Annotated in this window: 28 protein-coding genes and 1 other annotated feature; of the genes, 19 read left to right on the forward strand and 9 right to left on the reverse strand. The window is 42.4% G+C overall.

Features of this window, described 5'->3' with window-relative positions; all coding sequences use genetic code 11:
• Positions 1 to 154 precede the first annotated feature (154 nt).
• The 4 genes from rpmG (at position 155) to A5883_RS05150 (ending at position 2771) form a co-directional block, all read left to right on the forward strand.
• The gene (gene rpmG, locus A5883_RS05135; RefSeq protein ID WP_005229764.1) at positions 155 to 307 is read left to right on the forward strand and encodes a 50S ribosomal protein L33; all 153 of its coding nucleotides are present in this window, start codon (positions 155 to 157) and stop codon (positions 305 to 307) included.
• Positions 308 to 319: 12 nt separating this feature from the next.
• Entirely contained in the window at positions 320 to 490 is a 171-nt protein-coding gene (gene secE / locus A5883_RS05140; protein ID WP_005229766.1) for a preprotein translocase subunit SecE, read from the forward strand.
• Positions 491 to 609: 119 nt separating this feature from the next.
• A complete protein-coding gene (gene nusG, locus A5883_RS05145; RefSeq protein ID WP_005229769.1) occupies positions 610 to 1152 on the forward strand; it encodes a transcription termination/antitermination protein NusG in 543 nt (180 codons plus the stop codon).
• A gap of 128 nt (positions 1153 to 1280) precedes the next feature.
• Positions 1281 to 2771: a DUF1576 domain-containing protein gene (locus A5883_RS05150; protein ID WP_086338098.1), complete on the forward strand. Its 1491-nt coding sequence runs from the start codon at positions 1281 to 1283 to the stop codon at positions 2769 to 2771.
• Positions 2772 to 2925: 154 nt separating this feature from the next.
• Here the strand turns inward: A5883_RS05150 and sdaAA are convergent, their stop codons facing one another.
• Together sdaAA and sdaAB are read right to left on the reverse strand one after the other, a co-directional pair.
• Complete coding sequence (gene sdaAA / locus A5883_RS05155; protein ID WP_086338099.1) at positions 2926 to 3798, reverse strand: L-serine ammonia-lyase, iron-sulfur-dependent, subunit alpha; 873 nt, start codon at positions 3796 to 3798, stop codon at positions 2926 to 2928.
• A 13-nt stretch (positions 3799 to 3811) separates the two neighbouring features.
• Positions 3812 to 4477 carry an L-serine ammonia-lyase, iron-sulfur-dependent subunit beta gene (gene sdaAB, locus A5883_RS05160; RefSeq protein ID WP_005229781.1) on the reverse strand — a complete coding sequence of 222 codons (666 nt, stop codon included), beginning with the start codon at positions 4475 to 4477 and terminating at the stop codon, positions 3812 to 3814.
• A gap of 318 nt (positions 4478 to 4795) precedes the next feature.
• On the opposite strand from sdaAB, the gene rplK reads away from it, so the two are divergent.
• The 4 genes from rplK to rplL all read left to right on the forward strand — a co-directional run bounded on the left by rplK (position 4796) and on the right by rplL (position 7196).
• Positions 4796 to 5218 (forward strand): 50S ribosomal protein L11, encoded by a 423-nt coding sequence (gene rplK / locus A5883_RS05170; RefSeq protein ID WP_005229787.1) that lies wholly within the window; start codon positions 4796 to 4798, stop codon positions 5216 to 5218.
• A 100-nt stretch (positions 5219 to 5318) separates the two neighbouring features.
• Positions 5319 to 6008 (forward strand): 50S ribosomal protein L1, encoded by a 690-nt coding sequence (rplA, locus tag A5883_RS05175; RefSeq protein ID WP_005229790.1) that lies wholly within the window; start codon positions 5319 to 5321, stop codon positions 6006 to 6008.
• A 63-nt stretch (positions 6009 to 6071) separates the two neighbouring features.
• Positions 6072 to 6198, forward strand: a sequence feature (ribosomal protein L10 leader region).
• A gap of 65 nt (positions 6199 to 6263) precedes the next feature.
• On the forward strand, positions 6264 to 6764 hold the full coding sequence (rplJ, locus tag A5883_RS05180; RefSeq protein ID WP_005236672.1) for a 50S ribosomal protein L10: 501 nt from the start codon (positions 6264 to 6266) through the stop codon (positions 6762 to 6764).
• 60 nt (positions 6765 to 6824) lie between these two features.
• Positions 6825 to 7196: a 50S ribosomal protein L7/L12 gene (gene rplL / locus A5883_RS05185; RefSeq protein ID WP_003127081.1), complete on the forward strand. Its 372-nt coding sequence runs from the start codon at positions 6825 to 6827 to the stop codon at positions 7194 to 7196.
• A 119-nt stretch (positions 7197 to 7315) separates the two neighbouring features.
• On the opposite strand, the gene A5883_RS19115 is transcribed toward rplL, so the two are convergent.
• Both A5883_RS19115 and A5883_RS05195 read right to left on the reverse strand, forming a co-directional pair.
• Entirely contained in the window at positions 7316 to 7489 is a 174-nt protein-coding gene (locus A5883_RS19115; protein WP_005236653.1) for a hypothetical protein, read from the reverse strand.
• A 149-nt stretch (positions 7490 to 7638) separates the two neighbouring features.
• On the reverse strand, positions 7639 to 8658 hold the full coding sequence (locus tag A5883_RS05195) for a branched-chain amino acid aminotransferase (protein ID WP_086299571.1): 1020 nt from the start codon (positions 8656 to 8658) through the stop codon (positions 7639 to 7641).
• Between the two features lie 210 nt (positions 8659 to 8868).
• On the opposite strand from A5883_RS05195, the gene A5883_RS05200 reads away from it, so the two are divergent.
• Positions 8869 to 9837 (forward strand): pyridoxal-phosphate dependent enzyme, encoded by a 969-nt coding sequence (locus A5883_RS05200; RefSeq protein WP_005236650.1) that lies wholly within the window; start codon positions 8869 to 8871, stop codon positions 9835 to 9837.
• Positions 9838 to 9932: 95 nt separating this feature from the next.
• On the opposite strand, the gene A5883_RS05205 is transcribed toward A5883_RS05200, so the two are convergent.
• From A5883_RS05205 to A5883_RS05225, 5 genes are all read right to left on the reverse strand, one after another.
• Positions 9933 to 10370, reverse strand: coding sequence for a helix-turn-helix domain-containing protein (locus tag A5883_RS05205; RefSeq protein WP_005236643.1), 438 nt, complete (start codon positions 10368 to 10370; stop codon positions 9933 to 9935).
• 9 nt (positions 10371 to 10379) lie between these two features.
• On the reverse strand, positions 10380 to 11930 hold the full coding sequence (locus tag A5883_RS05210) for an ATP-binding cassette domain-containing protein (protein ID WP_086338100.1): 1551 nt from the start codon (positions 11928 to 11930) through the stop codon (positions 10380 to 10382).
• A gap of 97 nt (positions 11931 to 12027) precedes the next feature.
• A complete protein-coding gene (locus A5883_RS05215; protein WP_005236637.1) occupies positions 12028 to 12849 on the reverse strand; it encodes a TPM domain-containing protein in 822 nt (273 codons plus the stop codon).
• The gene (locus A5883_RS05220) at positions 12846 to 13967 is read right to left on the reverse strand and encodes an ATP-binding protein (protein ID WP_086338101.1); all 1122 of its coding nucleotides are present in this window, start codon (positions 13965 to 13967) and stop codon (positions 12846 to 12848) included. Before A5883_RS05220 ends, A5883_RS05215 begins: the two co-directional genes overlap by 4 nt.
• A 16-nt stretch (positions 13968 to 13983) precedes the next feature.
• The gene (locus A5883_RS05225) at positions 13984 to 15210 is read right to left on the reverse strand and encodes an SPFH domain-containing protein (RefSeq protein ID WP_086338102.1); all 1227 of its coding nucleotides are present in this window, start codon (positions 15208 to 15210) and stop codon (positions 13984 to 13986) included.
• Positions 15211 to 15493: 283 nt separating this feature from the next.
• On the opposite strand from A5883_RS05225, the gene dnaX reads away from it, so the two are divergent.
• The 10 genes from dnaX (at position 15494) to A5883_RS05275 (ending at position 23659) form a co-directional block, all read left to right on the forward strand.
• Entirely contained in the window at positions 15494 to 17215 is a 1722-nt protein-coding gene (gene dnaX, locus A5883_RS05230; RefSeq protein WP_086338103.1) for a DNA polymerase III subunit gamma/tau, read from the forward strand.
• A 20-nt stretch (positions 17216 to 17235) separates the two neighbouring features.
• The gene (locus A5883_RS05235; protein ID WP_005236633.1) at positions 17236 to 17550 is read left to right on the forward strand and encodes a YbaB/EbfC family nucleoid-associated protein; all 315 of its coding nucleotides are present in this window, start codon (positions 17236 to 17238) and stop codon (positions 17548 to 17550) included.
• Between the two features lie 14 nt (positions 17551 to 17564).
• Positions 17565 to 18161 (forward strand): recombination mediator RecR, encoded by a 597-nt coding sequence (gene recR / locus A5883_RS05240; protein WP_005229813.1) that lies wholly within the window; start codon positions 17565 to 17567, stop codon positions 18159 to 18161.
• 20 nt (positions 18162 to 18181) lie between these two features.
• The gene (tmk, locus tag A5883_RS05245) at positions 18182 to 18829 is read left to right on the forward strand and encodes a dTMP kinase (protein WP_005229815.1); all 648 of its coding nucleotides are present in this window, start codon (positions 18182 to 18184) and stop codon (positions 18827 to 18829) included.
• Positions 18830 to 18861: 32 nt separating this feature from the next.
• Complete coding sequence (locus A5883_RS05250) at positions 18862 to 19191, forward strand: cyclic-di-AMP receptor (RefSeq protein ID WP_005229817.1); 330 nt, start codon at positions 18862 to 18864, stop codon at positions 19189 to 19191.
• Positions 19192 to 19205: 14 nt separating this feature from the next.
• Entirely contained in the window at positions 19206 to 20138 is a 933-nt protein-coding gene (gene holB / locus A5883_RS05255) for a DNA polymerase III subunit delta' (RefSeq protein WP_005236622.1), read from the forward strand.
• Between the two features lie 29 nt (positions 20139 to 20167).
• Positions 20168 to 20968 (forward strand): PSP1 domain-containing protein, encoded by an 801-nt coding sequence (locus A5883_RS05260; protein ID WP_005236620.1) that lies wholly within the window; start codon positions 20168 to 20170, stop codon positions 20966 to 20968.
• 19 nt (positions 20969 to 20987) lie between these two features.
• The gene (locus A5883_RS05265; RefSeq protein WP_077452675.1) at positions 20988 to 21335 is read left to right on the forward strand and encodes a DNA replication initiation control protein YabA; all 348 of its coding nucleotides are present in this window, start codon (positions 20988 to 20990) and stop codon (positions 21333 to 21335) included.
• Positions 21336 to 21409: 74 nt separating this feature from the next.
• Positions 21410 to 22270, forward strand: a complete 861-nt coding sequence (gene rsmI, locus A5883_RS05270) for a 16S rRNA (cytidine(1402)-2'-O)-methyltransferase (protein ID WP_086338104.1) — start codon at positions 21410 to 21412, stop codon at positions 22268 to 22270.
• Positions 22271 to 22441: 171 nt separating this feature from the next.
• Positions 22442 to 23659 carry an ammonium transporter gene (locus A5883_RS05275; RefSeq protein ID WP_005236611.1) on the forward strand — a complete coding sequence of 406 codons (1218 nt, stop codon included), beginning with the start codon at positions 22442 to 22444 and terminating at the stop codon, positions 23657 to 23659.
• Positions 23660 to 23662: the final 3 nt, after the last annotated feature.

Genomic DNA, 23662 nt, shown 5'->3' on the forward strand with positions numbered 1-23662 from the left:
ATTTTCCCTCCCAAATACCCATTTAACACCATTATCATACCACAAAATCAGCAGAAACTATATTTATACGACAGAAAATCAAAAATTGACACAATCTTAAATAAATGGTATTTTTAGTGTTGGAAAACTTTATAAAAAGGGGGAGGACACTAAGATGGCAACGAAAAAAGCTGCTTTGGCTTGTTCTGTCTGCGGATCCCGCAACTATTCAAAATCAGTCAGTGAAGGTAAAAAAGGCGAACGCCTTGAAATCAACAAATTTTGCAAGTATTGCAATCAATATACTTTGCATCGTGAAACGAAGTAAGGAGGGAATCGAATGAAATTTTTGAAAAATGTTGTTGAAGAAATGAAAAACGTTTCTTGGCCATCAAAAAAACAATTACGCAAAGATACATTTGTGGTGATTCAAACAACCATTATTTTTGCATTGATGTTCTTTGTGATGGATACACTGATTCAAACGGTCTTCAATTGGATCCTAAAGTAACACTTCTTACTGATAGCGCTAGTCATTTATCACAAATCGTGCTATAATCGCTTTGAGGAAAAACTTCGGTGCAGCTGAGGTTTTTTTATTTTACAAAAAAGATGGGGAGTCCGAAAAAAATGGAATCTTTTGAAAAAAATTGGTATGTACTGCATACGTATTCTGGCTATGAAAACAAAGTAAAAGCGAACCTAGAGTCACGTGCACAAAGCATGGGGATGGGTGATTATATTTTCCGTGTCGTCGTTCCCGAAGAAGTAGAAACAGAAGAAAAAAACGGCAAAACCAAAGAAATCGTTCATAAAACATTTCCTGGCTATGTATTAGTTGAAATGGTCATGACGGATGAATCTTGGTACGTTGTACGTAATACTCCTGGGGTAACAGGTTTCGTTGGCTCTCATGGTGCAGGAAGCAAGCCAGCGCCTTTATTACAAGAAGAAATCAATTCAATTTTACGTTCGATCGGTATGAGTACTCGGACAGTTGAACTGGAAGTCGAAATTGGCGAAACCGTCAAAATCATCGAAGGTGCGTTTTCTGGTCTAGAAGGACAAGTAGCAGAAATCGATGAAGAAAAACAAAAACTAAAAGTGAACATCGATATGTTCGGTCGTGAAACCAGTACAGAACTTGATTTTGAGCAAGTAGATAAAATTTAACTGCTGGATAGACTAGCATGAACGGCTCATTTACGGTAAAATAACAGTAATGAGAATAAAGTGGACCAATTCGTTGGCCCACTTTTTTTCTCAAAATGAGTAAGCGCTTTATAAGAGGAAGGGGTCTTATGTCAAAATTATTTGCTTTTTTTAGAGTAAAGTTTCACAATGATTTTCATCCCCATACTAAAGGGATGATCTCTGTACATAATGGGTATAGCTTGTTGTTTCTTTTTAATTTGCTGCTGTTTTTCTTTGCCATGTTGTTTTTCGATCCAAGGGTGGCAGTCGAAGAGCTCAAGTTGATTTTATTTTCGGAAAGTCATCTTGTGACAGATTATATTGCTATGACTTCTGTAGGGTCGGCTTTATTAAACAGCAGTTTGATGACGTTTGTAGCGATCTCGATTTGCTATCATTATCGGGTGCCGATCACAGGAGGCGCGGTGTCTGCTATCTTTATGGTGACTGGGTATGGTTTTTTTGGGAAAAATCTACTAAATTTTATCCCGATATTTTTAGGCGTCCGTCTGTATTCGTATTTTATGAATGAACCATTGAAAAAATTTCTGTTGATTGCCTTGTATGGATCGTCGGTTTCTCCAATCGTCAGCTATTTTGCATTCAATGACTCACTACCGCCTTATTTTAGCTTGGTGATGGGGTACGGTATTGGAATTTTTACCGGTTTTTTGATGGTTCCCATGGCCTTATATTTTCAAGGACTATTTCAAAGCGTCAGTTTATACAGTGCTGGATTCACTTCAGGAATGTTGTGTACATTAGTCGCCGCTATCTGTCGGATGTTTGGCCTAACGATTGAGCTAAGAACATTGGTGTCGCAAGAACAGCAGCCGCGTTTGATTCTCATGATGCTGGTTTTAGGAAGTGTGTTCGTAGGCTATGGGTCGCTGATGGCAATCAAGAAAAAACGATTGAATACGCGAGCGATTTGGTCTCATAGTGGCAAAATCGAACGAGATATCTTACGTGATACCGGCGTTTATAATACGATGATCAACATGGGATTGATGACGTTTTTGCTTGTGGCATATGTCGTCAGTATTGGTGCGGTTTTAAATGGACCAGTTATCGGTGCGATCTTTTGCGTCATCGGCTTTTCTGCTTGTGGCTCTCATGTCTTTAACTCGCTGCCTTTATTGGCAGGGGTGACGATTGCCAATCTATTGAGCGTATACACCATCAACGAGACGGTTACAGTCACGTCAGCGATTTTTGCGATGATGCTCTGTGCAGTAACAAATGCCTATGGCTGGAAAGGCGGCTTGGTGGTCGGTTTTGTGCACGCCTCAATGGTACTGAATATTGATTTCTTACATGGAGGTTTGAATCTGTATAATAATGGTTTTTCTGGCGGGCTAGTCGCCATGATGATCATTCCCTTATTGGATCTCAGCAAACAGCTTTGGCAAAAATCAGCCGATCAGGCGCAAGCTACCAAGGATGAAAAACCACAAATGGACTTGAAAGCACAAGAAAGCGAGCAGCCATTGGTCCCATTGGATCAAACAGAAGGAAAACCTAAATTTTCCGAGCCTGTGAAGGTATTAAAACCCGTTGCCCAAAAGAAACACTATAGGGTAGGCGAGTGGGAGTAGAAAAACCGCCAATGTCATTTGTTACTTGTTTAACAAGTAGGGAGTGCTTGCCTTTTCGTCGTTGGAAATAATGGGAAAATGAAAACCAACCAAGAACAAGCAAAGATTGGTTGTTCTTGGTTGGTTTTTATTCGTGTTCATTTCTAAAAAAACATCAACGATTGGCTTCTAAGATTTCTGCCTGTAGGCGTTGGGCAGTCGGTGTCATGGCTAGACCACCTTCAGCCGTTTCCTTGAAAATGCTAGGCATTTGTCGTCCTACTTGATACATCGCTAAGACCACTTCATCAGGTGGGATGACACTTTCGATTCCTGCTAATGCCATGTCGGCAGAGATAAAGGCATGGGAAGATCCCAGGGCATTGCGCTTCACGCAGGGGACCTCGACTAAGCCCGCGACAGGGTCACAAATCAAGCCCATCATATTCTTGAGGGTGATCGCCACCGCTTGAGCCGCTTGGTGGGGGGTGCCACCTTTTGCACAAACCAAAGCCGCCGCTGCCATTGCGCTAGCAGAACCGATCTCTGCTTGACAACCGCCTTCGGCACCGGAAATCGAGGCATTGTTGGCAATCACCAGACCAAAGGCGCCGGCTGTAAACAAAAAGTCGACTTGTTGCGCTCGAGTCAGTGCCAAACGCTCACGTACGGCCATCAATACACCAGAAACAACACCCGCACTACCGGCAGTCGGTGTTGCACAGATCAAGCCCATTTTCGCATTGACTTCGTTGACTGCAATGGCATTTTGGACCGCTTGTAGAATGGTTTCTCCGCTTAAAAAATCACCGGCAGCAAGGTAGTCGTTCATGCGAGTCGCATCGCCGCCGGTCAATCCCGTCACCGATTTTACACCAGCGACACCTTCAGCGACTGATTGTTCCATAACAACTAAATTCTTTTCCATGATTGCAAGGATTTGTTCGCGACTACGACCAGTATTTTCTGCTTCGATCGCAATCATCATCTCTGCAACGGAAGGATAATTTTTACTTTCTATTACTAACTCTTCTATTGTATAGAACATGTGCTTATCTCCTTTAATCAAAATACGCAGCGCTGTAAACGTGCGGCAAAACTTTGATTTGTTGCGCCAGCTGATCATTGCGCTGATCGACTTCGATGATCATGATTGCTTTATCACCGACAGCTTCTCTCGTAACGGTCATCGTACCGATATTGATTTGAGCCTCTGATAGTAAATTGGTTACTTTCGCAATCATTCCCGGAACATCTTGATGGACGATCACATAAGTAGGGGTACCCAGTGTCAGAGAAATTTTGAAGCCGTTAAGCTCTGAGATTTGAATGTTGCCACCACCGATCGAGATGCCAGTGACAGATAGTTTGTGGCTACCTTTTGTCAAAATCATCTTGACCATATTCGGATGTTCCGCTTTTTCTTTTTTAGGGACGAATAAGACTTCGATCCCTTTCTCATAAGCGATTTTTAAAGAGTCCGCTAGGCGAGCATCATCTGGCTCCATGCCTAAGAGACCGCCAACTAACGCAATATCGGTTCCATGACCGCGATAGGTTTTAGCAAACGATTCATACAACAGGATATCTACACTGTCTGGCTGTTCGCCAAAAATACTGCGAACGATTTTTCCGATCCGGGCAGCACCGGCGGTATGAGAACTGCTGGGACCCACCATGATGGGTCCGATTATGTCAAATACACTGCGGTATTTTAATTGTTCCATTTTTTTCACCTCGATAGTAGTAAACGAATAGGGAAGAATTCCAGTAGTAGTGTAGCATAAAAAAATGAGAGAATGAAAAAAGCAGACCAAAAGCAAGTGATTTTTATTTCTTTTTTTAGCGATGGACTAACGAAAAGCGCTGGTGAGCATTTTTTCAAAAAAATCAGCTGAAAAACCTTGAATTATTCCATAAAGATGCTATAATATTCCAGTGTGCTTTCGTCACACGTTTTTTGTGTGTGCACATGAATCACTAAAGTGGGAGGAGAAATTTGGATCTCCAATTAACCACATCACGGACTCAAGGAGGTATGTCTCGTGGCAAAAAAAGTAGAAAAAATCGTTAAATTGCAAATTCCTGCAGGTAAAGCAACACCAGCTCCGCCGGTAGGTCCTGCGCTAGGTCAAGCGGGTATCAACATCATGGGATTCACTAAAGAATTCAATGCTCGTACAGCTGATCAAGCAGGTTTGATCATTCCAGTAGTGATCTCTGTATACGAAGACCGTTCATTTACTTTCGTTACAAAAACACCACCAGCAGCAGTATTGTTGAAAAAAGCAGCAAACGTTGAAAAAGGTTCAGGCGAACCAAACAAAACAAAAGTTGCAAAAGTTTCACGCGATCAAGTAAAAGAAATCGCTGAATTGAAAATGGAAGACCTAAACGCAGCTGACGTTGAAGCAGCAATGCGCATGGTTGAAGGAACTGCACGAAGCATGGGGATCACTGTAGAATAATTACAGCCCTAAGGAAGTAGCTTCTCAGTCGGCTTCATATTGAAAAATATGGGACACGTGGGAGGTTCTACCGTTATAACCACATCAAGGAGGAAACAAAATGGCTAAAAAAAGCAAAAAAATGCAAGAAGCATTGAAAAAAGTTGATGCTACAAAAGCTTATTCAGTTGAAGAAGCAGTAGCTTTGGCAAAAGAAACAAATATTGCAAAATTCGACGCAACGGTTGAAGTTGCTTACAAATTAAACGTAGACCCTAAAAAAGCGGATCAACAAATCCGTGGCGCGGTTGTATTACCAAACGGTACTGGTAAAACACAAACAGTTTTAGTTTTTGCTAAAGGCGATAAAGCCAAAGAAGCAGAAGCAGCTGGTGCTGATTTCGTTGGTGACGACGATATGGTTCAAAAAATCCAAGGTGGCTGGTTCGATTTTGACGTTGTTGTTGCAACGCCTGACATGATGGCTACTGTTGGTAAATTAGGTCGTGTATTAGGCCCTAAAGGTTTGATGCCTAACCCTAAAACTGGTACAGTAACAATGGACGTAACAAAAGCAGTTAACGAAGTAAAAGCTGGTAAAGTTACTTACCGTGTTGATAAAGCTGGGAACATCCACGTACCAATCGGAAAAGTTTCTTTTGAAGATGACAAATTGATTGAAAACTTCAAAACGATCCATGAAACATTGTTGAAAGCTAAGCCTTCAGCAGCAAAAGGGCAATACATGAAAAATATCTCAGTTACAACAACATTTGGTCCTGGGATCCATGTAGAACAAGCTTCTTTCTAATTTAATACAAAAATTCAAAACTTTTATTGACTTGACTACCTTATCTGTGGTAAGGTAGTCAAGGTTAAAAGTTTAACTGTACCGAAGACAGTAGGTGGCATTTGCCTTAATTTCCTACCGAGGACGTTTATTGAGAATCTTCAATAGTCCCTCTATGTCTACGGTGGCATAGAGTTTTTTTATTGTCCTTTATAGGACAAAGGAACAGTTTGTTTCGAAGAAACTCTTCCATCAAAATCAGGAGGTGAAATATAAATGAGTGAAGCAGCTATCGCTAAAAAATCCGCGATCGTTGATGAAGTGAGTGCAAAATTCTCTGCAGCCGCATCTGTAGTCGTTGTTGACTACCGTGGACTAACTGTTGATGAAGTAACTCGCTTACGTAAACAATTGCGTGATGCAAACGTTGAGATGAAAGTTATCAAAAACTCAATTCTTTCTCGTGCTGCTGAAAAAGCTGGTCTAGAAGGTTTAGGTGAAGTATTCACTGGCCCTACTGCCGTAGCATTCAGTAACGAAGACGTTGTTGCACCTGCAAAAATCATTAACGATTTCGCAAAAGACGCAAAAGCTTTAGAAATCAAAGGCGGTATCATCGAAGGCAAAGTTTCTTCATTGGAAGAAATTACTGCATTGGCGAAATTGCCAAACCGCGAAGGACTTCTTTCTATGTTGCTATCTGTGCTACAAGCACCTATCCGCAACGTGGCTTACGCTGTCAAAGCAGTGGCAGAAAAAGAAGAAGATGCAGCATAATTGCCGCATAATTTTTCAGTATTAAAAACTAAACTACTTACTTAAATGGAGGAAAACAAAATGGCATTGAACATTGAAAACATTGTCGAAGAGCTAAAAGGCGCGACAATCTTAGAATTAAACGATTTAATTAAAGCTATCGAAGAAGAATTTGGCGTATCTGCTGCAGCTCCTGTAGCTGTAGCTGGTGGAGCTGGCGATGCTGGTGCTGCTGAAGAACAAACTGAATTCACTGTAGAATTGACTGCAGCTGGCGATCAAAAAGTTAAAGTTATCAAAGCAGTTCGTGAAGCAACTGGCTTAGGCTTGAAAGAAGCGAAAGCAGTCGTTGACGGAGCTCCTTCAGCAGTTAAAGAAGGCATCTCTAAAGACGAAGCTGAAGCATTGAAAGCAGCTTTAGAAGAAGTTGGCGCTTCAGTAACAGTTAAATAATTTTTCTTAGTGTCAAATCTTTTCGTATGAAGGGGTTTGGCGCTTTTTTTGTTAGAGGCTGAGATTCCTAAAAAGTAATAAGCAGCGATCCTCGTTTTTTTATGAGCGAGGATCGCTGCTTATTTTTTTCGAAATTGTTGGAATAAGAACACGAAAATAAAAAAGAAAAATGCTTCCCACAACGTTGTGGTCCAACTAAAGCTGCGGTTAATACCAAAAACGAGATTACCAATATTGGAAACCACCAAATACAAGGCTGTTGCTAGCAAAGAATAGCCGAATCGTTTGCCCATCATTACGCCTCCCTTTGCTATGATTGTAACAAGTCAAAAGAGTTGTGGCAATCAATTCTGATGCAGTGATGATAAATTGATCGATAGAAAGAGAAAAACCGAACGGTCCGTAGTGATCGTTCGGTTGAAGAGGATGTAGCCCGGTTCGCTTAATCCAATGGAACATCAAAGATCCAACCGGTTGGTGCCGAAATATCGCCGAATTGAATGCCGGTCAATTGGTCATACAATGCTTTTGTTTGTGGACCAACTTCCGTTTCGCTATAGAACACATGGAAATCCTCGCCGTTTTGGATCCCGCCGATCGGGGAAATAACAGCAGCTGTTCCGCAGGCACCCGCTTCGACAAAACGATCCAGCTCATTGAGATAAACATCACCTTCCACAGGGGTCAATCCTAATGAATGTTGCGCTAGATGCAGCAATGAATATTTTGTGATACTTGGTAAAATAGAAGGAGATTTTGGTGTCACAAATTCATTAGCAGCCGTGATCCCGAAAAAGTTGGCAGAACCGACTTCTTCGATTTTGGTATGCGTTTCTGGATCAAGGTAGATGCAATCGGAAAATTTCCGTTGATGGGCTTCGTATCCAGGTAACAAACTCGCCGCATAATTTCCACCAACTTTGGCTGCGCCAGTACCATTTGGTGCCGCGCGATCATAATCAGAAACAATGAAATTGGTTGGTGTCAATCCGCCCTTAAAGTAAGGTCCGACCGGCATACAAAAAACCGTAAAAATATACTCTGGTGCTGGGCTTACACCGATATTTTCTCCGACGCCAATCAATAGAGGACGAATATACAAGGTGGCGCCGCTGCCATAAGGCGGAACATATTCCTGATTTGCTTTTACTACTTGTTTTACCGCATCTAAGAAAAAGGCCTCAGGAACCTCTGGCATACGCAGGCGATAGGCACTGCGGTTCATCCGTTTGCTATTTTCGTCTGGACGGAACAAATTGATGCCGCCATCTTTTCTTCGGTAGGCTTTTAGTCCTTCAAAACATTGCTGTCCATAATGAAGAGCGGTTGATCCCTCGTGGATATGCAGATAATTATCCTCGGTAAGTTCGCCTTCATTCCAAGAACCGTCTTTCCATGTTGCCAAAAAACGCCATGGCGTTTTGATATAAGAAAACCCTAAATTTGACCAATCGATTGTCATTCGTTCACACCCTTTTTTAATTTTTCTAAGTATAGCACTTCAGAAAAGAAATGTCATTATTTTCTGAAAATTCTTCTGTAAGAATATTTGGTGACAGTGACGTGTAAAGAAAGGGGAACCGATCTTTGCTTGTACGAGTTCCCCAGATTGTTTTTCTACAAGTTCTGTGCTTCAATGAGAGTATAAAAAAACAAAAAAGGGGGAACGTTTGTGATTGAGGAAGTGTTGACGGACAGTCTGGGGATCGCTGCTGCGTATCGACGATTGAAACCAATCATGATCCATACACCACTTGCACCAAGTAATATTTTAGGCAAAGAAAAAGAGGGCACGATATTTTTGAAATTAGAAAATCTACAGCGTACCGGCTCCTTTAAAGCGCGGGGGGCGTATAACAAACTCGCGTCATTGACTGATGCAGAAAAACTTCGCGGTGTCATTGCCTGTTCTGCAGGAAATCATGCGCAAGGTGTTGCTCTCGCCGGATCGTTACTGGGGATCAATGTCCGAATCTTTATGCCATTAACGGCTGCCAAAACAAAAATAGAGGCGACAAGAAGTTATGGCGCACAAGTCGTTTTAGCAGGAGAGACGTTTGATGAAACCAAACAACTGACACTAGACGCCATGAAAGATAGTGGCGAAGTATTTGTCTCTCCCTTTGATGATCGTGCAGTAATGGAGGGGCAAGGAACGATTGCGATCGAACTGTTGGAGGATCTTCCAGATGTTGATAATGTCATTATTCCCATCGGCGGTGGTGGGTTGATTGCTGGGATTGCTTTAGCCTTAAAAGAACTTCGTCCAGAAGTCAAAATCATCGGCGTTCAATCCTATGGCGTTTATGGCATGATCGCCTCACTTTGGCAGCAAAAGCTAGTAGCCAATCGCCGCAGTAGAACGATCGCCGATGGCTGTGATGTTGCTTTGGCAGGGGAACTGACCTATGATGTTTTAAAGACCCGTATCGATGAAACGGTCTTAGTTGAAGAATCCGATATCGAACAAGCGATCCATTACTTAGCATTGAGGGAAAAAGTCATCGCAGAAGGGGCTGGTGCATTAAGTACGGCGGCGATTTTAAGCGGACAGATCGATCATTTGCTTCGAGGAAAGAAAACTGTGGCATTGGTCTCCGGCGGCAATATTGATTTCTCTGTGTTTAAGGAAATCATCTGAGTGCAACAAGCCTTCCAAAAAAGAAAGAAGAGACCTGATTAGACATTCTCCTAATTGGGTCTCTTCTTTTAAATTCAAAGCAGGCGCTCAGATGATTACTTTGGGAGAGAAAGTATTGTTTCGATCCACTGTCCAAAGGTTGTTACATATTTCAACGGTCCGATCAATGTAAATCGTGCCATCGTTGGGTTGATTTTTTCAAAGTAAAAACGCCGACTTTCCCCTGAGTAAAGTGCATTGAACTCATCAATAACGATTTTTTTTTGCTGTTGTAGCAATTCCTCTGATTCAATAAAGAAATCAATGGCAAGTAAGCTTTCGGGTATCTGTTTTTCTGAACGTATTGAAGCAAAAGAAAGCAGGGGATCTTCAAATGGTTCGCCCATCAACGAAGCCACATCTTTGTAAGAAAAGCGCCACTGCCCGCCAATTTTTGTCCCTTTAAGTTGGTTGGTCTTTTGATAATTTCGGATGGTTCGAGTCGTTACGCCCAGTTTTTCAGCGACTTCTTCAACGGTATAATAATCTTTCATCGGTTCCTCCTACAAAGCGATTGTACGATCACAAAAGCGTTGCTCCTCTTTCTTATGACTAGTATAGATGATAATGCTTTTTTCTGCATGTTTTTTTAAATACTTCATAATCTTTTCGGCAGCTTCATCATCAAGGCTGCTGGTAGCTTCGTCTAAAAGAATGATTTCAGCATCACTTAATAATATGCGAGCTAGAGCGATTCTTTGCTTTTCTCCTCCAGACAAGTCGGCACCATTTTCCGTAAGCCTGCTAGTCCATGAGCGCTGTTGAAAAATGGGCGCTAAAATACCAGAGGTTTCGATAATTATTTTTTCTTCTCTCGTCATTTTTCTTCCCCATACAAGATTTTCTTCAATTGTCCGAGAGAGAATCGTAGGGTCTTGAGCAAGGTAGAGGGTTTTATCTGTTTCAGGGTTTCTTGGCTTGATGCGTTTACTCTTCGTTGAAAGCGAAATTCCTTCTGATGGATAAAGGCCAGCAATTGCCTTTAAAAACGTTGATTTTCCTTTTCCTGAAGCGCCAGCCAAGTAAATATGTTCACCAGGTTTCAAGGTTTCTTCAATGGGAAAGGAAAAGCTGTGGTTGCCAATGGATACGACAGGGTGGTCGAAAGTAAGACTCAGAGTAGCTTCACACGTTTGGTTCCAGCGGTCATCGGGAGCAGCCAATTCTTCGTTAACAAAACGTTGATTGGTCCTCAGAGTAGCTGTATCAAGATTGATTTTCGTTAAACCACTTAATGCAGAAAAGTAAATGGGTAATAGCACGCCAATCAAAATCAACGCAGAGGTTGGCAGTTCATCTTGTAATATTCCTTGAATCATAAACAAATAGACGCCGATCTGGGCGATCTGATTGATCGCATTAAGGACTAAACTAGTCGTTTGGGCAAAAGTATTGGTGTTTGCTAATGTTTGATACATCGATGTCAATTGAGAGGAAAACAGCTGCTCAAGAACAGCGTCACTCCATTGCTTCATTGTATCAATATGGGACAATGTTGTTAACATTTCCTTATTGCTAAGAGCAAATGCTTCTTGCATATTTTTCATCTTAATACTCAACTGTTGATTGATCCATCGAAACCCAAAAACATTGATGGGAAATAGCGATAGTAAAATGAAACCCAGTAAATAATGCAATTGGAAACACAAAAAAAGTGGGATCAGCAATAAGAAAAAGCAGCGAATGGATTCGCTAAAACTACCGCAAATAAACAAGTATAAGGAATCAACAACGCCAAAGATGCGGTTTAATAGATAAGTGGGCTCCTTTTCAGAGAGTTCTACATAACTCTTCCTTTTCATTTTTTTTAACAATTCTAAGAGATGGCGAACATTCATCGAAGCTGCATAGCGCTCTTTCATCACAATCAATAAGAATTGCGCGCAATAAGTGATACTTAATATGAACGCTAATAAGCCGACGAGATGATCAAAGCGCAGTGCGTGATCTTCTTGTAGAAGCAAAGGGAAAGCGAGGTTTGTCAGGACAGTCAAAAAAACTAGCAAACTACTCAAACTGATAAAAAGTTTATTGTTTCTAATAATTTCAAACATAAAATCAACTCAATTCCTATATTTTCCTAAGTGGTAGATGTTTTTATGAAAATTGTCAACAAAAAAAGAGTTCCTGATTAAAGGAACTCTTGAAAAATTAAAAGCTGCGTCCGCCGCCGCCGAATGTTCCGCCACCAGAAGAGTGGGTCGTACTGCCACCGCCGCCGCCAGAAAAACCGCCACCACCGCCTCCACCATTATTCGAAGGACGGGGGATGCGTCTGGTTGTGACAAAGGAATTGACTAAGCGATCTTCTTTTTGGGTCAGATCAATACTTGATTTTTCTAGATAGTTAAATTTGTAGCCGCCCATTTTTAATTGGTAACGGGATTTAACAATGATGAAAAAAGCGATACTGATCACTGCCGCGATCGCTAAGCAAATAGCAATTTCTAGTGGCGTTATCACTTTGTAATAAGTAATTTTTCCGGTATCACGATCGATACGATAATGATCGGCAGGAACACCTGCTTCCACAAAACCCTCTGCTTTTTGCAGATAGACCAATGCAGCTTGATAATAATTTCCCTCTGCCATCTGGTCAAATACCGCATCAAGTAGCTTATCTAGACGTGAATCGGTAAGATAATCGATCATATTTCCGGAAGTCGAAACGTGAAATTTCCGTTGCGCCATATCGATCACCAATGCCGAACCGTTGTTGTCGTTGCCGATCCGTCTTGAAAGATATCGATCAGTGTACAACTCGATATCTCCCGTATTGCTGTTTGTTGTTTGAATAAAAACTTCGCCTTTGATCTTTGCATTCAGCGCTTCTGCTTCTTCGTTCAACTTCTGGATCTCTTGTTCGGTAAAGAGTCCAGCGTGGTCTGCGACTGTCTCTTCGGCTGCGAAGGCGGGCAGGGCGGTTAAGAAAAAACCAACCAGCAGTAACAACAAATAAGATAGTTTTTTCATAAGAAATACGCTCCAATCAATGCGAGGATGGTCGTTGCCGCGAAAATTGCGCCACTGACGATTCCCAAGCGCTTGTAACTAATCGGTAAAACACCGCTGACTTTTCCGGTTTGCCCATTCATCGCATAATAAAAGGCACTCTTGTTTTCATCATCGGCTCGATAGGTCACTAGCCATACAGGAAGCAAAACGTAGTTGTTTTCTTCTTTTGTTAGATTGATGGAACGATTGTTGCGTTTAAAACTAGTATAGCCATTGACGGTACCTGCTAGCAGATTTTCAGCATAACCCGATAATTCGTTTTTGACTTCGTCAGAAAGATCAATGTATTCAATGTCTCTTTTTTCTGCTTGGAAGCCGGCTAAATACTGACTGCGAAAATTAACAGCTTTTTCAAGGGGAAACGGCTGAACGCCAGTCACCATTTTTTGCTGAACGTTTTTTGACAGCGCATGCTTGAGCAATTCATTCACCTTGATTTTTCCTCGTCGCAAGACATCGTATTGTTTGTGCTCAGTATATTCAATATCACCAACGCGCCAAATACGCAAAGAGGTACCCATACCTGAAAGCGAGCCATTCATCTCAGCATCGACGACCCAATAAGGGAAGTACACACCAGTCAATTTCTCTACTTGTGCTTGATCGAAGAAATCCCGTGGCACAAATTTTTTCTTTTGCGCCCATTCTAAGAATTTCGCAGTTGCTTCTTCCTTTTCGATGGCAAAAGGGAGGACTTTGTTAGGTAAAAATTCTCCTGAAAGCCGTCCTGACAAGACGACAGGATTGTGGCAAAAGTAGCAGTAGGTTGCGGCCGTCGTTGCATCCGTCACGATTTCTGCACCGCAGCTGGGGCAGGTAAAAAGGTCCATCTGCCCCGCTTGTGCATCGGCTTGCTCTCTAACTTCTTCTTGAAGGGACGGTTCGGCTTCGGTCGTTGCAGAAGGATCTGAGACAGGAGTATCGGCCATCTGCGCTTCTTTTTGCTTTTCTTCGAAGGCAGTGACTTCGTCTTCAGTAAAAATACTCAGACAAAATGGACAATGAAATTTTTGATCACCAGGTTCAAAGGTTAAAGCGCCCCCACAATTGGGGCACTTATGTGTGATAACATCCATCAGCAATCCTCCTCAATTAGTCTACTGGGACACCTTTGAAAGGTTTGCCACAATTCGGACAGAATTTTGGAATGCCGTTGGCTAAATCGATCACTTCACCACAATCACTGCATTTCATTTTCAGGCTTGGTCCATCGCTCGTTGGTTTTGGCGTCCCGCAATTGCTGCAGAATTTACCAGTATTAGAGGTGCCGCATTGTGGACAGTCCCAATGATCTGCGTTGGTTTGTGCGGAAGCCTGTTGCTGCATTTGCTGTTGGTTATTTTGTGACGCTTGGTTCAAATAACCGCCACCAGCATTCATCCCCATGCCCATGCCAACAAACCCAGTCGTAGCCCCAGCGGCATTGCTACCGGCAGATTCCATACCACGAGCAACCGAACCTTGAACATAGCCTTCACGAATCGAAGGGTCGCCTAACATTGCCCCTTGGTTCCGCATGTTGATCAGTTTTACGGAATCATCCGTATAAGAGATGCTCGCTACGGCAACAGAAACGATTTCCATGCCGCGGAGTTCTCGCCAGCTGTCATCAAGAACTGTTCCCATATATTTGCTTAATTCCATGCTCTTAGATGGAACGTAAGAAATTCGTTCGCCATCAGCGGACATTTTGTTGATCGCTGTTTGTAGGGCGGTCAAAAATTCAGCTAAGTACTGCTCATTGATGTCGTTGATATCGACTTGACTTTTGTTTTTTGGGATCGCATTCGTATAGAACAAAATTGGATCGGTAATTCGTAAGGAATAGTTTCCGTGCGCCCGTAAGAATAGTTCTGCGTTATAAAAGTTGTCAAAATAGTTCAAAGGCGATGAAGTACCGAAGCGAATTCCTTTGATTTCTTGAAGATTGATATAAAAAACTTGTTGTTTTTGTGGTGTAACGCCGCCAAACTTAAAGCGGTCGAAGGTTTCAGAAATCGCATCTTTCAATGAACCATTCAACATCGAAGGCGCTAATTCATTTTTGACGGTATAGTAGCCTTCTTCAGCGGTATAATCGATGATTCGCCCGCCATCAACCAATAACATCATCATATTCGGATAGACATGTATCACTGACCCATCAGTGATGACATCTTCCGTGCCTTTTCTGTTAGAACCGCGTTTGTCATTACGCCGCACTTTGACACCTTTTGTCATTACTGTCGAATCGCTCATATTGTCAGGCTCGATCACCTCTAGCCATTGATCTGCTAATCCGCCGCCAATTGCGCTTGTTGCCGCTTTGATAATACCCATTTTCAGTCCTCCTTTAAATTGTTTTCATCACAATAGATGAACGTAGATTCATTATACCATAGGAGGTGAGATTTACGTTATCAGTCTAAAGTTGGAGAAGAGGAATGGTCTTTTTTCTTGAAAATAGGGAGGAATAAAAGGATATAGTGAGTGAAAGCGCGCGGAATGGCTCTTCGAATTAAATTTCCATTTCTTTTGAGATTCCACCACGCAAACGGTGGTTTTTTTAGCTGATATTACGTATAATAGAAGGTAGCGAATTTTGAAATGAGTGTGGAAAACTATGGCCTATCAAGCATTATATCGTGTTTGGCGTTCTCAGCGTTTTGATGATGTTGTCGGACAAAAAGCAATTACCCAAACCTTAAAAAATGCAATCGATCAAAATCAAATCTCGCATGCTTACTTGTTTACGGGCCCTCGAGGAACCGGGAAAACAAGTGCAGCGAAAATTTTTGCCAAAGCCATCAATTGTCCGAACCAAGTCAATGGCGAGCCTTGCAATGAGTGTGACATGTGTCGCTCAATCACAGCAGGAACGCAAGAAGACGTGATCGAAATCGATGCGGCAAGTAACAACGGTGTAGAAGAAATTCGCTTTATTCGTGATCGTGCGAACTATGCACCGACCCAAGCAGAATACAAAGTTTATATCATTGATGAAGTGCACATGCTGTCAACAGGCGCATTTAATGCATTACTAAAAACATTGGAAGAACCACGGAAAAATGTTGTCTTTATTTTGGCAACAACAGAGCCCCATAAGATTCCAGCAACGATTATTTCCCGAACCCAACGATTTGATTTCAAACGGATCAATACGCAAGACATCGTGGGTCATTTGGAAACGGTCCTTACTACTAGCGAGATCAATTACGAAGCAGAAGCTTTACAGATCATTGCGCGAGCCGCAGAAGGCGGTATGCGGGATGCCTTGAGTATCACCGACCAGGCGATCGCTTTTAGTGATGGAACCGTAACGACCCAAGATGCTTTAGAAGTGACGGGCAGCTTGTCCTATGAAATGATGGACCGTCTGATGCAGGCTTGTGGGGAAAAAGAAGTTGCCGATGCGTTAGCGACCTTGCGGGAGTTATTAGCCTCTGGTAAAGAAGCCCGCCGTTTATTGGAAAACTTGTTGGTTTATTGTCGAGACTTGCTGATGTATCAACAAGCGCCGCAGCTGCTATCTGAAAAGTCTCTGCAGTTGACTGAAGCGTTTCAAACACTGGCAAAAATTACCCCGCCAGCAAAAATCTATCACTGGATCACGGTCTTAAACGATACGCAAAATGAAGTACGATTTACGAACAATCCTACGATCTATTTGGAAGTGGCTGCGGTCAAATTAGCCAATGATCCAGAAAGTGCTGCTGTTGCCAGCAATTCAGCTGACAATAGTCAAGAAGTGGCGCAGTTACGTCAAGCACTGCAAAAACTTCAGGCAGAGGTGCAACGACTGCAAGAGAATCGACCGACAGGTGCCGTTGCTGAAACCACCGCGCCAGTGAAGAAAACCAAGGCGACCACTACGTTCCGTTTACCAAAGGAACGCGTGTTCCAAGTGCTGAAAAGTGCAACGAAGAAAGACTTGGCAAATGTTCGTAATGTTTGGGACGATCTTTTGATGTCTCTTTCCGTGACGCAAAGAGCTATGCTGCACTCCAGTGAAGCAAAAGCTGCCAGCGAATCGGGCGTCGTGATCGCTTTTGACTATGAGATCTTATGTCAGCGAGCAAGTAACGACCAAGAGTTTCAATTGATGATCCATAATCAATTGTCCCGTATGATCAAAGACTACGCCCCACAGGCTGTCTTTATTACAAAAGAAAGTTGGCCGACGCTACGACAAGAGTTTTTGGCTGGCGGTCAAGCAACGGAAGAGTCAGAAATTGAAGTAGAGCAAGAAGAGACCGAAGCCGCTCCTGTCGAACCAGAAAATGACGACTTAGTAACAAAAGCGCAAGAGTTATTTGGTGAATTAACCAGCATTGAAGAAAATTAATGAATATGGAGTGATGAATAATGATGCGAGGTATGGGAAATATGCAAGGCATGATGAAACAAATGCAAAAAATGCAAAAAGAAATGATGAAAGAACAAGAAGCACTAAACAGCAAAGAATTTATCGGCGAATCGACAAATGGCTATGTCAAAGCGACCTTTACTGGCGATAAGACGTTACAAGACATTGCTATCAATGAAGCAATCGTTGATGCTGACGATGTGGAAATGCTGCAAGATATGATCATTTTAGCCATCAATGACGGATTAAAGAAAATTGAAAAAGAATCGGAACAAACAATGGGCAAATATACAAGAAACATTCCGGGTCTATAAAAGGAGAAATGACGGTGCAATATCCTGAACCGATCGCCCGATTGATCGACAGTTACATGAAACTGCCGGGAATTGGACAAAAAACCGCAACACGTTTGGCATTTTATACGATTGATATGAAAGAAGAAGTCGTCAATGAGTTTGCTAAATCGTTGCTTAGTGTTAAACGAGATTTGCACTTTTGCAGTATTTGCGGAAATATAACGGAAGAAGATCCTTGTGAAATCTGCAGTGATCCCACAAGAGACAAAGAAACGATTTTAGTAGTTGAAGAGCCTAAAGATGTCATGGCATTAGAAAAAGTCCGCGAGTATCATGGACTTTATCATGTGCTGCATGGCGTGTTATCCCCGATGGAAGGGACAGGTCCAGAAGATATCAACATTGCATCCCTGATACAGCGGCTGCATGATGATCAGGTCAAAGAAGTGATCATTGCGACCAATGCGACCACGGAAGGCGAAGCGACGGCGATGTATATGTCGCGTTTGATCAAGCCTGCCGGTATTAAAGTCACGCGTTTGGCTCATGGCTTATCTGTGGGCAGCGATATTGAATACGCGGATGAAGTGACCTTGCTAAAAGCAGTAGAAGGTCGCCGAGAATTATAAAGATATTGGAGGCAATTAGGGTGAATGGATTGTTTATAACCATCGAAGGACCGGATGGTGCTGGAAAAACCAGTGTGATCGAAGAATTATATCCTCGGTTACAGCTTGAAGCAACAAGAAAAATCGTTAAAACAAGAGAACCTGGCGGAGTTAAAATCGCTGAAAAAATTCGTAAAATTATTTTAGATCCGCGAAATGAAGAAATGGATGAGCGGACCGAAGCCTTACTTTATGCAGCGGCACGCCGCCAACACTTGATTGAGGTTGTCCTGCCGGCATTGAACGCCGGACACATCGTGATCTGTGACCGCTTTGTTGACAGTTCGCTTGCCTATCAAGGAGCTGGACGTCGCATCGGGATTCCTGAGATCGCACGGATCAACGAGTTTGCGACGGAAGGAACGACCCCTGATTTTACCTTGTATCTAGATGTTGACTCTGATACTGGCTTGCGTCGCATCCAAGAAAATCGTGCACATCAATATGACCGACTAGATTCGGAAGGATTGGAGTTTCATCAACGGGTTCGTCATGCGTATCTAAAGCTAGCGGAAGAAAATCCTGTACGCATTCATAAGATTGATGCTAGAATGGGGTTACAAGAAGTTGTTGAATCCAGCTATTCAGCAATCGTTGAATCGTATCCTGCTTACTTCAAATCAATCTAGGGTAGGTTGGATAACACAAAGGAGATGGTCCCATGAAATTAATTATGGCAATCGTACAAGACAAAGACAGTAATCGTTTGGCAAATGAGTTTATTGATGCCAATATCCGTGCTACAAAATTGTCATCAACGGGTGGTTTTTTAAAGGCTGGTAATAGTACGTTTATCATTGGTATTGAAGATGACCGTGTGCAAGATGCGTTAGAATTGATTAAAAAAACCTGTCAATCAAGAAAGCAATATGTCTCGACACCGATGTCACTAGATATATCCTTAGATGGTCAAGTTCCTTATCCAGTCGAAGTCGAAGTCGGTGGCGCCACCGTATTCGTGCTGCCAGTTGACGGATTCCATCAATATTAAAAAAGGAGCATTTCATGGAGGAGTTATTTCTACAAGAATACCAGCCTCTTGTTTTTGCCCAACTAAAAAAAAGTATCAAGCATGGGCGCATTGCTCATGCTTATCTTTTTGAAGGGGACAAGGGGACTGGCAAGCATGAACTAAGTCTATGGCTCGCAAAACGCCTTTTTTGTGCCAATGTACAAGAAGAAGCGCCATGTGGTGCATGCAGCAATTGTCTACGGATCGCCCAAGGAGAGCATCCTGACGTTATCCAAATTGAACCTGATGGTCAGATGATCAAAGTCGACCAGATTCGACAGCTGCAAGAGGAGTTCTCAAAAAGCGGCTTTGAAAGCCGTTTGAAAATCTTTATTTTGTCTCAAGCTGACAAAATGAACAACAGCGCTGCCAACAGTTTACTAAAGTTTTTAGAAGAACCAGTGGGAAACTTTCTGGCGATCTTAGAAACGGAGAGCCTTGGTCGTATTTTGCCAACCATCCAGTCTCGCTGTCAGATCATTCATTTCTCTCCTTTGTCAAAAGAAAAACTGCAAGAAAAGTTACAAGAAGAGGGACTTTCTAAAGAGACAAGCCGACTTCTAAGCCACTTGACCAATAGTTATCATAAAGCAGTTGAAATCTCGCAAGATGAATGGTTTAATGAAACTAAGGATGCTGTTAAGCGTTGGGTGAATTACCTTTTGAAGAAAGACCCGCAAGCATTTATTTTTGTTCAGAAAAAATTATTGGGTCTAGCAAAAGAAAAAAATCAGCAATCAGAAATCTTTTTGCTCTTGTTATTTTACTTTCAAGAGGAGCGGGATCGATTGTTGGGGCAAGGTTTATGGGGAAAAGAGATCAATCGTGCCATTGAAGCCGCATTGCAAGCACAAAAAAAGTTGCAAGCCAATGTGTCTTTCCAAGGTGTGGCAGAACAATTTTCCGTGAAAATCATCTATGGATAAAACGCAGCAGCCGGAAAAGGAGACCAGAGATGATCGAAGTTGTCGGAGTGCGTTATCATGACGTAGGCCAGATTTATTTTTACACACCGAAAAAACAGACCTATACTATAAATGACCAAGTCATCGTGGAATCACAAGATGCTAAATGTCTTGCCACAGTCGTCACCAAAAGCAGAGAAATGAATGAGAGCGATTTGCCACAGGTAGTCAAACCTATCTTACGTCGGGCGACGAAGAAAGATTTGGAACAGGCAGCAGCCAATCAAAAGGCGGCAGATGAAGCGTTAAAAATTGGAAAAGAAAAAATCCGCGCACATCAGTTGCCAATGAAACTGATTCGAGTAGCCTATACCTTTGAGCGGACAAAACTGATTTTTTCGTTTACTGCAGAAAGCCGTGTTGACTTTCGCGAATTAGTCAAAGACTTGGCAAGTGAATTTCATACCCGGATTGAACTGCGCCAAATCGGTGTTAGGGATGAAGCGAAGGCACTAGGCGGAGTTGGGCCCTGTGGTCGCAAACTATGCTGTGCGACGTTTTTAGGGGATTTTATCCCTGTATCCATCAAGATGGCTAAAGATCAAGGACTTTCCTTGAATCCTGCGAAAATCTCAGGATTATGCGGTCGTTTGATGTGCTGTCTTAAGTATGAAAGTGAAGAATATGAGCGGGCGAAAAAAGAATTGCCGGATCGCGGCAAGGAAGTTGAAACGCCAGATGGCAAAGGACGTGTGGTTGGGCTGGATCTGTTGAGCCGAGTGATCAAAGTCCGTTTGCATGATCGGCAAACACCAATCGAATATGATTATGAAGAACTAGTGACAAAATAAGTAGGTGACCATAATGAGCATGGACAAACGATCAATATATGACGGATTGAATCAGTTAGAATCGGAGTTGCAAAATTCCTTAAATAATCTAGCGGAAATGAAGCAGTCTTTGCAAGAAATCGTCGAAAAAAATACGACATTAGAATTGGAAAATCAACGCTTACGTGAACACATTCGTGAGTTGAACCAAGTGGCAGATGCACCCGCTGAATCGGTCAAACAAGAACTTTCTAAATCACGAATGAATTTAGAAAAGATTTACGAAGAAGGATTTCATGTTTGTTATGACTTATACGGTTCTCGCAGAGAACATGATGAACCTTGTGCATTTTGTCTAGAAGTGATCTATCGTGAAAGCGGCAAATAACTGACTGACAGTCTAATAGGTTCGTTAGAAAAAAGATCAGTTTCCACTGGTCTTTTTTTCGAAAGGAGCAGTACATGCAAAAGCAACAAAGTTATAAAGAAGGCACTGGAAAACTGTATCTTGTTCCGACACCGATCGGGAACTTGGAAGATATGACGGTCCGCTGTGTCAAAATTTTAAAAGAAGCGGACCTGATCGCAAGTGAAGATACTCGCAATACCCAGAAATTGTTGAATCATTTTGAGATCTCGACACCGCAAAAAAGCTTACATGAACACAATTATAAAGAGCGAGTTCCGCATTTGGTAGAACAGCTGCAGATGGGAAAGACCATTGCCCAATGCAGCGATGCTGGTATGCCCTCCATCAGTGATCCGGGGCATGAATTAGTCAAGGCCTGTCTAGCTGAAGGAATCGCGGTGATTGCGCTTCCGGGACCTACGGCAGGTTTGACAGCGTTGATTGCTTCAGGCTTATCGCCGCAACCAAATCTTTTTTATGGCTTTTTACCTCGTAAGAAAAAAGAACAAAAACAAGCCTTGAGTGAATTAGCGACCCAGAAAGCAACGATGATTTTTTATGAGTCACCCTATCGAATCGCCGCGACGATTGAAACAATGCTAGAGGTATTTGGTGAACGTCAGGCAGTCATTTGCCGAGAATTGACAAAAATCCATGAAGAATACTTGCGAGGGACCTTTTCTGAATTGATCGACTATTTAGAGCAGCAGCCAATCAAAGGAGAATGCTGTCTGTTGGTGGAAGGCTCTTCTGAAATACATGAAATTGTTTATGAAGGAAGTTACGCAGAACAAGTAGCTGCCTTGATGGAAGAGGCCGAAATGTCCTCAAAAGAAGCAATCAAAGAAGTGGCTAAACGTAATCAAGTAAAGAAACAGCTTGTCTATCAAGCGTATCACCAAATAGAAGAGTAATCATACCGAGACTTCTCTCGGTATTTTTTTGTTCACACGCTTACTTATGTGATATTACCTAACATATAAAGTTAGCTATTTTCAGAAAATTCATGTTTTTCTCAGAAAAATCTAGATTATTCGAAAATATGGTGTTAGGATAGCTAACATATAGAAAGGGAGGCGTGTAAAATGGATACAGGGAATATTGCATTTATTTTAATTTGTAGCGGTATGGTTTTTCTAATGACTCCAGCATTGGCATTTTTTTATGGAGGATTGGAACGACGCAAAAACATCCTCAATACCATGATGATGGTGATTTGTACGATGGGCTTGGCGTCCGTCCTCTGGGTCGCTCTAGGGTATACATTATCCTTTAGCGGGACAGGATCATTTATTGGCAATTTAGACAAAGTCTTTTTCAATCATGTTTCGATGTCAGAAGGAGAGGGAATTCCAGAAGGGTTGTTTGCTGCCTTTCAAATGATGTTTGCTTTGATCACAACGGCGATTATCACTGGATCAGTCGTTGGAAGAATGCGGTTCTCTGCTATTTTTCTATTTATTGGCTTCTGGCTGGTTTTCGTGTATTTTCCAATGGCGCATATGGTGTGGGGCGGTGGCTTCTTAGATGCGATCGGCTCGATCGATTTTGCAGGAGGCAATGTCGTTCACATCAGTTCGGGAATCAGTGGGCTAGTCTTAGCGATCGTTGTCGGTAAGCGACGAGAATTTCATCAAACCGAATATCGTCCTCATAATATTCCCTTTGTTGTACTAGGTGCCGGTCTTTTATGGTTTGGCTGGTTTGGCTTTAATGCTGGCTCTGCGTTAGCAGCTGATGGTCTAGCGATCCACGCCCTAATGACCACGAATACAGCAGCAGCCAGTGCGATGCTTTCTTGGATGCTGATCGAAAAAATCGTCGTGGGAAAACCGACAATCGTCGGTGCTTGTACAGGTGCAGTGGTGGGCTTAGTTGCCATCACACCAGGGGCGGGGTTTGTCTCCCTTTGGTCTTCCTTTATCATTGGCGCTTTAGTCAGTCCGTTTTGTTACTTCTTTATTTCCGTCATCAAACATCGATTAGGGTTAGATGATGCATTGGATGCCTTTGGTTGTCACGGGGTAGGCGGAATCTTCGGTGGTTTGATGACCGGGATCTTTGCCGATCCCGCTGTTGGCGGACATTCAGGATTGCTTTATGGCGGTGTTGATCTTTTTATCGCACAAGCCGAAAGTATCGTATTTACGATTTTGTTCGCTGGTATCCTATCCTTTGTCATAATTACCTTGATCAAATGGGTGATGCCGATTCGCGTATCTCAGCAAGAAGAAGCGGTGGGGATGGATCGGATCGAACATGATGAAACGGCCTATCCTACCTTTATGGGGTTAGATTCTTAAGAG

Source organism: Enterococcus sp. 5B3_DIV0040 (assembly GCF_002140755.1).
GTDB classification, from domain to species: Bacteria; Bacillota; Bacilli; order Lactobacillales; family Enterococcaceae; genus Enterococcus_D; species Enterococcus_D casseliflavus.

What these genes read in the sequence shown, in the direction of transcription:
- A5883_RS05195 (WP_086299571.1), bottom strand. Translation starts at nt 8,658, where the DNA reads ATGACAATCGATTGGTCAAATTTAGGGTTTTCTTATATCAAAACGCCA.
- rplJ (WP_005236672.1), top strand. Translation starts at nt 6,264, where the DNA reads ATGAGTGAAGCAGCTATCGCTAAAAAATCCGCGATCGTTGATGAAGTG.
- A5883_RS05250 (WP_005229817.1), top strand. Translation starts at nt 18,862, where the DNA reads ATGAAATTAATTATGGCAATCGTACAAGACAAAGACAGTAATCGTTTG.
- A5883_RS05215 (WP_005236637.1), bottom strand. Translation starts at nt 12,849, where the DNA reads ATGAAAAAACTATCTTATTTGTTGTTACTGCTGGTTGGTTTTTTCTTA.
- A5883_RS05225 (WP_086338102.1), bottom strand. Translation starts at nt 15,210, where the DNA reads ATGGGTATTATCAAAGCGGCAACAAGCGCAATTGGCGGCGGATTAGCA.
- rpmG (WP_005229764.1), top strand. Translation starts at nt 155, where the DNA reads ATGGCAACGAAAAAAGCTGCTTTGGCTTGTTCTGTCTGCGGATCCCGC.
- dnaX (WP_086338103.1), top strand. Translation starts at nt 15,494, where the DNA reads ATGGCCTATCAAGCATTATATCGTGTTTGGCGTTCTCAGCGTTTTGAT.
- A5883_RS05150 (WP_086338098.1), top strand. Translation starts at nt 1,281, where the DNA reads ATGTCAAAATTATTTGCTTTTTTTAGAGTAAAGTTTCACAATGATTTT.
- rplL (WP_003127081.1), top strand. Translation starts at nt 6,825, where the DNA reads ATGGCATTGAACATTGAAAACATTGTCGAAGAGCTAAAAGGCGCGACA.
- holB (WP_005236622.1), top strand. Translation starts at nt 19,206, where the DNA reads ATGGAGGAGTTATTTCTACAAGAATACCAGCCTCTTGTTTTTGCCCAA.
- sdaAB (WP_005229781.1), bottom strand. Translation starts at nt 4,477, where the DNA reads ATGGAACAATTAAAATACCGCAGTGTATTTGACATAATCGGACCCATC.
- nusG (WP_005229769.1), top strand. Translation starts at nt 610, where the DNA reads ATGGAATCTTTTGAAAAAAATTGGTATGTACTGCATACGTATTCTGGC.
- rplA (WP_005229790.1), top strand. Translation starts at nt 5,319, where the DNA reads ATGGCTAAAAAAAGCAAAAAAATGCAAGAAGCATTGAAAAAAGTTGAT.
- A5883_RS05220 (WP_086338101.1), bottom strand. Translation starts at nt 13,967, where the DNA reads ATGGATGTTATCACACATAAGTGCCCCAATTGTGGGGGCGCTTTAACC.
- A5883_RS05275 (WP_005236611.1), top strand. Translation starts at nt 22,442, where the DNA reads ATGGATACAGGGAATATTGCATTTATTTTAATTTGTAGCGGTATGGTT.
- A5883_RS05210 (WP_086338100.1), bottom strand. Translation starts at nt 11,930, where the DNA reads ATGTTTGAAATTATTAGAAACAATAAACTTTTTATCAGTTTGAGTAGT.
- A5883_RS05235 (WP_005236633.1), top strand. Translation starts at nt 17,236, where the DNA reads ATGATGCGAGGTATGGGAAATATGCAAGGCATGATGAAACAAATGCAA.
- A5883_RS19115 (WP_005236653.1), bottom strand. Translation starts at nt 7,489, where the DNA reads ATGGGCAAACGATTCGGCTATTCTTTGCTAGCAACAGCCTTGTATTTG.
- sdaAA (WP_086338099.1), bottom strand. Translation starts at nt 3,798, where the DNA reads ATGTTCTATACAATAGAAGAGTTAGTAATAGAAAGTAAAAATTATCCT.
- A5883_RS05260 (WP_005236620.1), top strand. Translation starts at nt 20,168, where the DNA reads ATGATCGAAGTTGTCGGAGTGCGTTATCATGACGTAGGCCAGATTTAT.
- rsmI (WP_086338104.1), top strand. Translation starts at nt 21,410, where the DNA reads ATGCAAAAGCAACAAAGTTATAAAGAAGGCACTGGAAAACTGTATCTT.
- A5883_RS05205 (WP_005236643.1), bottom strand. Translation starts at nt 10,370, where the DNA reads ATGAAAGATTATTATACCGTTGAAGAAGTCGCTGAAAAACTGGGCGTA.
- secE (WP_005229766.1), top strand. Translation starts at nt 320, where the DNA reads ATGAAATTTTTGAAAAATGTTGTTGAAGAAATGAAAAACGTTTCTTGG.
- A5883_RS05265 (WP_077452675.1), top strand. Translation starts at nt 20,988, where the DNA reads ATGGACAAACGATCAATATATGACGGATTGAATCAGTTAGAATCGGAG.